Source organism: Pseudomonas sp. UBA6699 (assembly GCF_002454615.1).
Lineage (GTDB): Bacteria > Pseudomonadota > Gammaproteobacteria > Pseudomonadales > Pseudomonadaceae > Aquipseudomonas > Aquipseudomonas juntendi.
The window spans coordinates 3,446-13,261 of sequence record NZ_DKJF01000036.1 but is presented as its reverse complement, the minus strand read 5'-3'; the positions used below and the strand labels follow the sequence as shown (position 1 = coordinate 13,261).

Genomic DNA, 9,816 nt, shown 5'->3' with positions numbered 1-9,816 from the left:
GAGCGATCGGCCTCCCCGGAAGTGCTTCTTCAGCCTGACGAGAATATCTTCTCCCGCCAGGCCAGTCACAACATACAAGCAGCGACCGCAGCTCGCGATGCGCCGCGCGGGCGGCGCTCGGTCTCACGGGCACCAAAAAATCCTGCGCTGACATTTATCTCAAAGCTTCTGATCAAAAGTTGGTCAAATCCTGAGCAATTTCCGATATAATTCGCGCCCCTCATTTTCGGCAGGCCCTGCGCGCGCTGTTAACCAATGAAACTCATCGTCAAAGTCTTCCCAGAAATCACCATCAAGAGCCGGCCGGTGCGCAAGCGCTTCATCCGCCAGCTCGGCAAGAATATCCGCAACGTGCTCAAGGACCTCGACCCTGAGCTTGCGGTGGATGGTGTGTGGGACAACCTCGAAGTGGTTACCCGCGTCGAAGACGAGAAAGTCCAGCGCGAGATGATCGAGCGCCTCACCTGCACCCCGGGTATTACCCATTTCCTGCAGGTAGAGGAATACCCGCTGGGTGACTTCGACGATATCGTCGCCAAGTGCAAGCACCATTTTGGCCACCTGCTGGCCGGCAAGCACTTCGCCGTGCGCTGCAAGCGCGGTGGTCACCATGATTTCACCTCGATGGACGTCGACCGTTACGTCGGCAGCCAGCTGCGCCAGCAGTGCGGCGCCGCCGGTATCGCACTGAAGAACCCCGAGGTGATGGTGCGCATCGAGATCCGCAACCAGCGCCTGTACGTGATCCACAACCAGCACAATGGCATTGGCGGTTACCCGCTCGGTGCGCTGGAGCAGACCCTGGTGCTGATGTCCGGTGGCTTCGACTCTACCGTGGCGGCCTACCAGATGATGCGCCGTGGTCTGATGACCCACTTCTGCTTCTTCAACCTCGGCGGCCGTGCCCACGAGCTGGGCGTGATGGAAGTGGCCCACTACCTGTGGAAGAAGTACGGCAGCAGCCAGCGCGTGCTGTTCATCAGCGTGCCGTTCGAGGAAGTGGTTGGCGAAATCCTCAACAAGGTCGACAACAGCTACATGGGCGTGACCCTCAAGCGCATGATGCTGCGCGGCGCCGCGCATATGGCCGACCGCCTGCAGATCGACGCATTGGTGACCGGCGAGGCGATTTCCCAGGTATCGAGCCAGACCTTGCCGAACCTGTCGATCATCGACTCGGCCACCGACAAGCTGGTGCTGCGCCCGCTGCTGGCCACGCACAAGCAGGACATCATCGACCAGGCCACCGAAATCGGCACCGCCGACTTCGCCAAGCACATGCCGGAATACTGTGGCGTGATCTCGGTGAACCCGACCACCCATGCCAAGCGCCACCGCATGGAGCACGAAGAAAAGCAGTTCGACATGGCCGTGCTGGAGCGCGCCCTGGAGCGCGCCAAGTTCATTTCCATCGACCACGTGATCGATGAATTGGGCAAGGACATCGAAATCGAGGAAGTGGCCGAGGCGCTGCCAGGCCAGATCGTCATCGACATTCGTCACCCCGACGCCCAGGAAGATCAGCCTCTGGTACTGGAAGGTATCGAGGTGCAGGCCATGCCGTTCTATGCCATCAACAGCAAGTTCAAGCACCTGGACCCCACGCGCCAGTACTTGCTGTATTGCGATAAGGGTGTGATGAGCCGTTTGCACGCACACCACCTGCTCAGTGAGGGACATGCCAATGTGCGTGTTTATCGTCCGACATAAGACGCCGGGGCTGTATGGCGGCAGTATCCGCCATCGCCCTCCCGACCGCCGGGCCCGCTGAGCCTTAAACAGTACATATTCGCCGCCTACACTGGGCGGCAACCGAATCCTCTGATCGAGATACACTTGTGATCGAAAATCTGCGTAACATCGCCATCATCGCCCACGTTGACCATGGTAAAACCACCCTGGTCGACAAACTCCTGCGTCAGTCCGGCACCCTGGAGCGTAACGAGCTCAACGACGAGCGCGTCATGGACTCCAACGACCAGGAAAAAGAGCGCGGTATTACCATTCTGGCGAAGAACACCGCCATCAACTGGAACGGCTACCACATCAACATCGTCGACACCCCCGGCCACGCCGACTTCGGTGGCGAGGTCGAGCGTGTAATGTCGATGGTCGACTCGGTGCTGCTGCTGGTCGACGCCCAGGACGGCCCGATGCCGCAAACCCGCTTCGTGACCAAGAAGGCCTTCGAAGCCGGCCTCAAGCCAATCGTCGTGATCAACAAGGTCGACCGCCCGGGCGCGCGTCCGGACTGGGTTCTGGACCAGATCTTCGACCTGTTCGACAACCTCGGTGCCACCGATGAACAGCTGGACTTCAAAGTCGTCTACGCCTCGGCCCTGAACGGCATTGCCGGTCTGGACCACACCGCCATGGGCGAAGACATGACTGCGCTGTACCAGTCGATCGTCGACAACGTACCAGCACCGTCTGTTGACCGTGACGGCCCGTTCCAGATGCAGATCTCCGCACTGGACTACAACAGCTTCCTCGGTGTTATCGGCGTTGGCCGTATCGCCCGTGGTCGCGTCAAGCCGAACACCCCGGTTGTCGCCATCGACACCAACGGCAAGAAGCGTAACGGCCGTATCCTGAAACTGATGGGCCACCACGGCCTGCACCGCGTCGACGTCGAAGAAGCCCAGGCTGGCGACATCGTTTGCATCAGCGGTTTCGACGAGCTGTTCATCTCCGACACCCTGTGCGCCCCGGACGCGGTAGAGGCGATGAAGCCGCTGACCGTTGACGAGCCAACCGTTTCGATGACCTTCCAGGTCAACGACTCGCCATTCTGCGGTAAAGAAGGCAAGTTCGTTACCAGCCGCAACATCAAGGACCGTCTGGACAAGGAGCTGCTGTACAACGTGGCCCTGCGCGTTCAGGAAACCGATTCCCCTGACAAGTTCAAGGTATCGGGCCGTGGCGAGCTGCACCTGTCGGTACTGATCGAAACCATGCGTCGTGAAGGCTTCGAAATGGCTGTTGGCCGCCCTGAAGTGATCATCCGCGAAGTCGACGGCGTGAAGCAGGAACCGTTCGAGAACGTCACCATCGACATCCCTGAAGAATCCCAGGGCAAGGTCATGGAAGAGATGGGCCTGCGTAAGGGTGACCTGACCAACATGGTGCCGGATGGCAAGGGCCGTGTTCGCCTGGAATACAACATTCCAGCCCGTGGTCTGATCGGCTTCCGTAACCAGTTCCTGACCCTGACCAACGGTGCAGGCATCCTGACCTCGATCTTCGACCGCTACGACACCATGAAGTCGGGCCAGATGTCTGGCCGCCTGAACGGTGTTCTGGTGTCGGTCGAAACCGGCAAGGCACTGACCTACTCGCTGGAAACCCTGCAGGCTCGCGGCAAGCTGTTCGTTGAACACGGCCAGGAGATCTACAACGGTCAGATCATCGGCCTGAACAGCCGTGACAACGACCTGGGCGTGAACCCGACCAAGGGCAAGAAGCTGGACAACATGCGTGCTTCGGGCAAAGACGAAGTCATCGCCCTGGTACCGCCAGTTCGCCACACCCTGGAACAGGCCCTGGAATTCATCCAGGACGACGAGCTGTGCGAAGTCACGCCTAAGTCGATCCGTCTGCGCAAGAAGATCCTGGACGAAGGCGAGCGTACCCGCGCTGCCAAGAAAGCCAAGAACTGAGTTAGCTCAGGCTGAATGAAAGCGCCCCCGGTCGAAAGGCCGGGGGCGTTTTTTTATGCTTGCAGAATTTGCGTTGGCCCTTTTCGCGGGCTTGCCCGCTCCCACAGGTACTGCACAGGCCTTGAGGATCGCGCAGATCCTGTGGGAGCGGGCAAGCCCGCGAAGAGGCCCTTGATGGCTAACGCTTAGCGCCCGACCACCTTGGGCTTGTACGCACAATAACCCGGCCGCGGCCCAACCTTGGGGTGGTTGCGGCAGGTGTCCGGGCGCTTGTCATAAATGGTGCACAGGCGGCTTTTGCGATCCAGATACATGCAGTCGTCGTTGCTCATCCGGGTCAGGGTGAAGATGCCTGACTTCTGGTTGAAGCGCTCGATGATGCCTTCTTTCTGCAAACGCTTGGCCACGTTCTTCGGCGGTTCGTCTTTCTCGAATTCATCGACTACGCCGATGCGGATCAGATCCTTGATCTTCACCTCCACCGGCAGGGTGCAGCAGGTCGAATGGCAGCCATGGCACATGTTGCTGGTGTAGCGCTGCCAGGTCTCCAGGCGGTCGACTTCGGCTGCGGCGATCAGGGTCGTTTTCATCTTTATAAGGGGCGGATCACGGTCTTGGGGCGCGCGATGATACCGGAATTGTTCAATTTATGAACAACCTTTTGCCGGAATCACCAAGTCGGCATGAAAACTGCGAACCGTAACTGTCTCTCCCTGTCGAAGGGTCTAGTCTGAACACTCTCCCTCCGCTTTCGTCAACTTGCCCGAGGATGCCCCATGTCCCAGGAACCTGAAGCTCGTGACGCCGAAGTCGCGGATTTTCGCGCTGCCGTACTGAACAAGCTGACCTATGCGGTTGGCAAGGACCCGGAGCACGCCTTCGACCATGACTGGTTCGAAGCCATCGCCCTGGCCGCGCGCGATCACATGGTCGACCACTGGATGGACCACACCCGACAGGCCTACCGGCGTAGCCAGAAACGGGTCTACTACCTTTCCCTGGAGTTTCTGATTGGCCGCCTGCTCTACGACAGCCTGAGCAACCTGGGCTTGCTGGACATCGCCCGAGAGGCCCTGCAAGACCTGAACGTGGACCTGGAGCGCATCCGCCTGCTGGAGCCCGATGCCGCACTGGGCAACGGTGGCCTGGGGCGTCTGGCCGCCTGCTTCATGGAAAGCATGTCGACCCTGGGCATTGCCGCCCATGGCTACGGTATCCGCTACGAGCATGGCTTGTTCCGCCAGGCACTGGTCGATGGTTGGCAGCAGGAGCAGACCGAGAACTGGCTGGACTTCGGCAACCCGTGGGAGTTCGAGCGTGCCGAAGTGATTTACCCGATCAGCTTTGGCGGTAGCGTCGAAACGGTGCACGACAACCATGGCAATCAACGCCAGGTGTGGTCACCTGGCGAGACCGTGCGTGCGGTAGCGTACGACACGCCGGTGGTCGGCTGGCGGGGTTCGAGCGTCAACACCCTGCGCCTGTGGCGGGCACGGGCGCTGGAAGAGCTGCACCTGGAGCGCTTCAACGCCGGTGACCACCTGGGCGCAGTGGCCGAGGTGGCACGTGCCGAGAGCATTTCGCGGGTCCTGTACCCGGCGGACAGTACCGAGGCCGGGCAGGAGCTGCGCCTGCGCCAGGAGTATTTCTTCGTATCGGCGTCACTGCAGGACTTGCTGCGCCGCCACCTGAACCAGCATGACTCGCTGCTCAACCTGCCCGATGCGGCCGCCATCCAGCTCAACGACACGCACCCGTCCATTGCCGTGGCGGAGCTGATGCGCTTGCTGGTGGACCAGCACGAAATCCCATGGGACAAGGCCTGGGAGCTGACCGTCGGCACCTTGGCCTACACCAACCACACCCTGTTGCCCGAAGCGCTGGAAACCTGGCCGGTGGCGTTGATGGAGCGCATGCTGCCGCGGCACATGCAGATCATCTACCTGATCAACGCGTACCATATCGACAGCCTGCGTGCCAAAGGCCTGCACGACTTCGACGTGCTGCGGGCGGTGTCGCTGATCGAGGAAGACAACGGCCGCCGAGTTCGCATGGGCAACCTGGCATTCCTCGGCTCGCACAGCGTCAACGGCGTTTCGGCGTTGCACAGCCAGCTGATGAAGAGCACGGTGTTCGCCGAGCTGCACAAGTTGTATCCGCAGCGTATCAACAACAAGACCAACGGCATTACCTTCCGCCGCTGGTTGTACCAGTCCAACCCGCAACTCACCGACATGCTGGTGGAGGCGCTGGGGCCGGAGCTCAAGGACGACCCGGAGGGGCGCCTGGCCGGTTTGGTGCCGTTCGCCGACAAGGCGGGTTTCCGCAAGCAGTTCGCGGCTCAGCGCCTGCACAGCAAGCGTGCCCTGGCCAGCATCATCCAGGACCGCGTTGGCGTCACGGTCAACCCCGAAGCGCTGTTCGACGTGCAGGTCAAGCGTATTCACGAGTACAAGCGCCAGTTGCTCAACCTGCTGCATACCGTGGCCCTGTACCAGGCCATGCGCAACGACCCTGGCACCAATTGGGTGCCGCGGGTGAAGATTTTCGCCGGCAAGGCGGCGGCCAGCTACCACCAGGCCAAGCTGATCATCAAGCTGACCAACGACATCGCCCGGGTGGTGAACAACGACCCGACCGTGCGTGGCCAGTTGAAGGTGGTGTTCCTGCCCAACTACAACGTCAGCCTGGCGGAGAGCATCATTCCGGCTGCGGACCTCTCCGAACAGATTTCCACGGCCGGTTACGAAGCGTCGGGTACCAGCAACATGAAGTTCGGCCTGAACGGCGCACTGACCATCGGTACCCTGGATGGGGCCAACGTGGAAATGTGCGAGCAGGTCGGTGCCGACAACATGTTCATATTCGGCCTGACCGCCCAGCAGGTCGAGGCGCGCAAGCGGGCGGGTGATTTTGGCGCCACGGCGGCGATTGCTGCGTCCAACCGCCTCAACGACGTACTGCAGGCGATTCGCAGCGGTGTGTTCTCGCCGGACGACCCTTCGCGCTACACCGGCTTGATCGATGGGCTGGTGGCCTATGACCGCTTCCTGGTATGTGCCGATTTCGATGCCTACTGGGATGCCCAGCAGCGCGTCGAGGACTTGTGGCACACGCCGGAGCAATGGTGGCGCATGGCGGTGCTGAACACGGCGCGGATGGGCTGGTTCTCGTCGGACCGGACCATTCGCGAATATGCTACGCAGATCTGGAAGGCGCTGGATTGAAGGTGCCTGCACCGCCTTCTCCACGGGCTCGCTCGTGAAGAAGGCGGGCGCCGACCACCGGCCTGGCACACGCTGAACTACCGACCTATTGTGCCGTCAGAGTGCCGTGGCGAGTCTCATCACTCGCTAGCCTGCAACTCTCCCTGTAAACTGCGGGGGTTTTTCATCTCCCCCATCCTTTCGGAGCCATACATGTCCCGCGTTACCCTGAGTCGCTATCTGATTGAGCAGACCCGCAGCAACAATACCCCTGCCGATCTGCGCTTCCTGATCGAAGTGGTGGCGCGTGCGTGCAAGGAAATCAGCCATCACGTGTCCAAGGGCGCCCTCGGCGGTGTGCTGGGCAGCATGGGCACGGAAAACGTGCAGGGCGAAGTCCAGAAGAAACTGGACGTGATTTCCAACGATATCCTGCTGGAGGCCAACGAGTGGGGCGGCCACCTGGCCGGCATGGCCTCGGAAGAAATGGACAACGCCTACCAGATTCCGGGCAAGTACCCCAAAGGCGCCTACCTGCTGGTCTTCGACCCGCTGGACGGTTCGTCGAACATCGACGTCAACGTGTCGGTCGGCACCATCTTCTCGGTACTGCGTTGCCCTAACGAGTACCTGAGCCAGAACGAAACCCTGAACGAAAACGCCTTCCTGCAGCCAGGCACCCAGCAGGTGGCTGCCGGCTACGCCATCTACGGCCCGCAGACCATGCTCATCCTCACTCTGGGCAACGGCGTGAAGGGTTTCACCCTGGACCGCGAGCTGGGCAGCTTCGTGCTTACCCACGAGAACATCCGCGTGCCGGAAACCACCGCCGAGTTCGCCATCAACATGTCCAACCAGCGCCACTGGGAAGCCCCGGTGCAGCGCTACGTCGGCGAGTTGCTGGCAGGCGAGACCGGCCCGCTGAAAAAGAACTACAACATGCGCTGGATCGCCTCGATGGTGGCCGACGTGCACCGTATCCTGACCCGTGGCGGCCTGTTCATGTACCCACGTGACGCCCGCGAGCCAAGCAAGCCGGGCAAGCTGCGCCTGATGTACGAAGCCAACCCGATGTCGTTCATCATCGAACAGGCCGGTGGCGCCTCTACCAATGGTTACGATCGCATCCTCGACATCAAGCCAGAGAGCCTGCACCAGCGTGTGTCGGTCATTCTTGGCTCGAAAGAAGAGGTCGAGCGCGTTACCGCCTACCACAAGGAGTAAGTCATGCTCGCACCTTGGCAGCCGTTGCTGGAATGGTGGTTCGGTTGGGGCACCAGTGCCCAGGCCGTGGCTGACGAGAAGAGCACGCTGTGGTTCGGCAAGCACCACGATGCCGAGGCCCATGCGCAGTTCGGTGAACTGGTGGAGCAGGCCCTGGCCGGCGGGCTCGACGAGTGGCAGCAAAGCCCGCAGGGCTGGTTGGGCCTGCTGCTGCTGCTCGACCAGCTGCCACGCATGATCTACCGCGACACGCCGCGCGCCTTCGAGGGTGACCGGCGTGCCCAGGTGGTGGCCATGCAGGGCCTGCAGAAGGGCTGGGACTACCAGCTGCTACCGATCCAGCGGGTATTCGTGCTGGTGGTGCTGGAGCACGCCGAGGTGCTGGACTGGCAAAACCTGTGCGTCGAGCGCTTTCAGGTGCTGCTGGGCGAACAGCCCGAGGCCAGCCGCCGGTTGTTCGAAGGCTTCCTCGACTACGCCGAGCAGCACCAGCGGGTGATCGCCCGGTTCGGTCGCTTCCCGCACCGCAACCTGGTGCTGGATCGCCCGAGCACCAGCGAAGAGATGGACTTCCTGCTGGAGCCCGGGTCCAGGTTCTGAGATTGCAGGGCCCTGCTGCGCAGGCCATCGCCACACAAGGCCGCCCCTACAAGGGGCGGCTTTTTTATTGGCCGTTAACTAATGCTTTGTGATTAATCGCACAGTAGTGGCCACCCGAACAATGGTGTAGGGGTATAGGGGGGAGGGAAGGGAACAAAGGAGGGATTTTCACGTCGAAGGTCACTGCAGGCCACTCGCCTGTCTCATCTTCCCAGGAGTGTCCTTCAATGTCGTTGCGTTCCCTCGCCCTGTTGTCGCTGTGCGTCGTGCTGACTGCCTGCAGCAAGATCAACCAGGAAAACTATTCCAAGATCAAGGCCGGTATGAGCAAGGCCGAGGTCGAGCAGCTGCTCGGCACGCCGACCGAATGTTCCGGCGCGTTGGGCATGAGCAGCTGCACCTGGGGGGACGAGAAGAGCTTCATCAGCGTGCAGTATGCGGCTGACAAAGTATTGATGTACTCAGGGCAGGGCCTCAAATGAGGCGTGTGTACCTGCTGATGGCGGTATGCCTGGCGGTGCTGCTGGGCGGTTGCGCAGGCTCTGTGCATGACCCGCTGGCGCCGAAAACCGCCGGCAATGTAGACCTCAAGCGTTACCAGGGCAAATGGTACGAGCTGGCACGCCTGCCCATGCGCTTCCAGGAGGGCTGCGAACAGTCCGAGGCCCATTACAACCTCAAGCCCGATGGCAGCTACGGAGTGCTCAACCGTTGCCGCACCATGGGTGACGAATGGCTGCGCGCCGAAGGGCATGCCAATATCCAGGAGCCGGGCCATACCGATAAATTATGGGTCGAGTTCGATAACTGGTTCACCAGGCTGGTGCCGGGCGTGGCGCGGGGTGAATACTGGATTCTGTACGTTGACGAACACTATCGCACCGCCATCGTCGGCAGCCCGGACCGCAAGTACCTGTGGATCCTGTCACGCACGCCGACCCTGCCGGCCTGGCAGCGCGAGAACCTGCTGGCCAAGGCCCGTCAGCAGGGCTATGACACCAGCCGCTTGATCTGGCGCGCTTCCGACCAGCAGATCGTCAAGATGCATTGATGGCAGCATTGCCGGCCTTATCGCCGGCAAGCCACACAGGGATTGCATCAGGGCCGACAGGTGTTTGTCACAAGAT

The 9,816-nt window shown here is 61.1% G+C and carries 9 protein-coding genes; 8 read left to right on the top strand and 1 reads right to left on the bottom strand.

The features are described 5' to 3' along the window. The 3 genes from B3361_RS07390 to typA form a co-directional block, all read left to right on the top strand. A partial coding sequence (locus tag B3361_RS07390; RefSeq protein WP_286920153.1) for a hypothetical protein occupies nucleotides 1-210 on the top strand: 210 nt, incomplete at its 5' end. A gap of 45 nt (nucleotides 211-255) precedes the next feature. Continuing rightward, nucleotides 256-1,710 (top strand): tRNA uracil 4-sulfurtransferase ThiI, encoded by a 1,455-nt coding sequence (gene thiI / locus B3361_RS07385; protein WP_009681219.1) that lies wholly within the window; start codon nucleotides 256-258, stop codon nucleotides 1,708-1,710. A gap of 128 nt (nucleotides 1,711-1,838) precedes the next feature. After that, nucleotides 1,839-3,659: a translational GTPase TypA gene (typA, locus tag B3361_RS07380; RefSeq protein WP_009681218.1), complete on the top strand. Its 1,821-nt coding sequence runs from the start codon at nucleotides 1,839-1,841 to the stop codon at nucleotides 3,657-3,659. 185 nt (nucleotides 3,660-3,844) lie between these two features. Here the strand turns inward: typA and B3361_RS07375 are convergent, their stop codons facing one another. Beyond that, nucleotides 3,845-4,249, bottom strand: a complete 405-nt coding sequence (locus B3361_RS07375; protein ID WP_003249225.1) for a YkgJ family cysteine cluster protein — start codon at nucleotides 4,247-4,249, stop codon at nucleotides 3,845-3,847. 186 nt (nucleotides 4,250-4,435) lie between these two features. Here B3361_RS07375 and B3361_RS07370 point away from each other — a divergent pair, with 186 nt between their 5' ends. From B3361_RS07370 to B3361_RS07350, 5 genes are all read left to right on the top strand, one after another. Continuing rightward, complete coding sequence (locus B3361_RS07370) at nucleotides 4,436-6,886, top strand: glycogen/starch/alpha-glucan phosphorylase (RefSeq protein ID WP_054906163.1); 2,451 nt, start codon at nucleotides 4,436-4,438, stop codon at nucleotides 6,884-6,886. Nucleotides 6,887-7,078: 192 nt separating this feature from the next. Continuing rightward, nucleotides 7,079-8,089, top strand: coding sequence for a class 1 fructose-bisphosphatase (locus tag B3361_RS07365; RefSeq protein WP_009681216.1), 1,011 nt, complete (start codon nucleotides 7,079-7,081; stop codon nucleotides 8,087-8,089). A gap of 3 nt (nucleotides 8,090-8,092) precedes the next feature. Further along, nucleotides 8,093-8,689, top strand: a complete 597-nt coding sequence (locus B3361_RS07360) for a DUF924 family protein (RefSeq protein WP_054906162.1) — start codon at nucleotides 8,093-8,095, stop codon at nucleotides 8,687-8,689. Nucleotides 8,690-8,916: 227 nt separating this feature from the next. Further along, nucleotides 8,917-9,171: an outer membrane protein assembly factor BamE domain-containing protein gene (gene bamE, locus B3361_RS07355; protein ID WP_009681214.1), complete on the top strand. Its 255-nt coding sequence runs from the start codon at nucleotides 8,917-8,919 to the stop codon at nucleotides 9,169-9,171. Continuing rightward, nucleotides 9,168-9,740, top strand: a complete 573-nt coding sequence (locus tag B3361_RS07350) for a lipocalin family protein (protein WP_054906161.1) — start codon at nucleotides 9,168-9,170, stop codon at nucleotides 9,738-9,740. The genes bamE and B3361_RS07350 overlap by 4 nt, the downstream gene beginning before the upstream one ends. The last annotated feature ends 76 nt before the right edge of the window (nucleotides 9,741-9,816 follow it).

Bases quoted from the DNA above. Each gene is read 5' to 3' on its own strand.
- B3361_RS07365 (WP_009681216.1), top strand. From the start codon at position 7,079: ATGTCCCGCGTTACCCTGAGTCGCTATCTGATTGAGCAGACCCGCAGC.
- B3361_RS07370 (WP_054906163.1), top strand. From the start codon at position 4,436: ATGTCCCAGGAACCTGAAGCTCGTGACGCCGAAGTCGCGGATTTTCGC.
- B3361_RS07360 (WP_054906162.1), top strand. From the start codon at position 8,093: ATGCTCGCACCTTGGCAGCCGTTGCTGGAATGGTGGTTCGGTTGGGGC.
- thiI (WP_009681219.1), top strand. From the start codon at position 256: ATGAAACTCATCGTCAAAGTCTTCCCAGAAATCACCATCAAGAGCCGG.
- B3361_RS07375 (WP_003249225.1), bottom strand. From the start codon at position 4,249: ATGAAAACGACCCTGATCGCCGCAGCCGAAGTCGACCGCCTGGAGACC.
- bamE (WP_009681214.1), top strand. From the start codon at position 8,917: ATGTCGTTGCGTTCCCTCGCCCTGTTGTCGCTGTGCGTCGTGCTGACT.
- B3361_RS07350 (WP_054906161.1), top strand. From the start codon at position 9,168: ATGAGGCGTGTGTACCTGCTGATGGCGGTATGCCTGGCGGTGCTGCTG.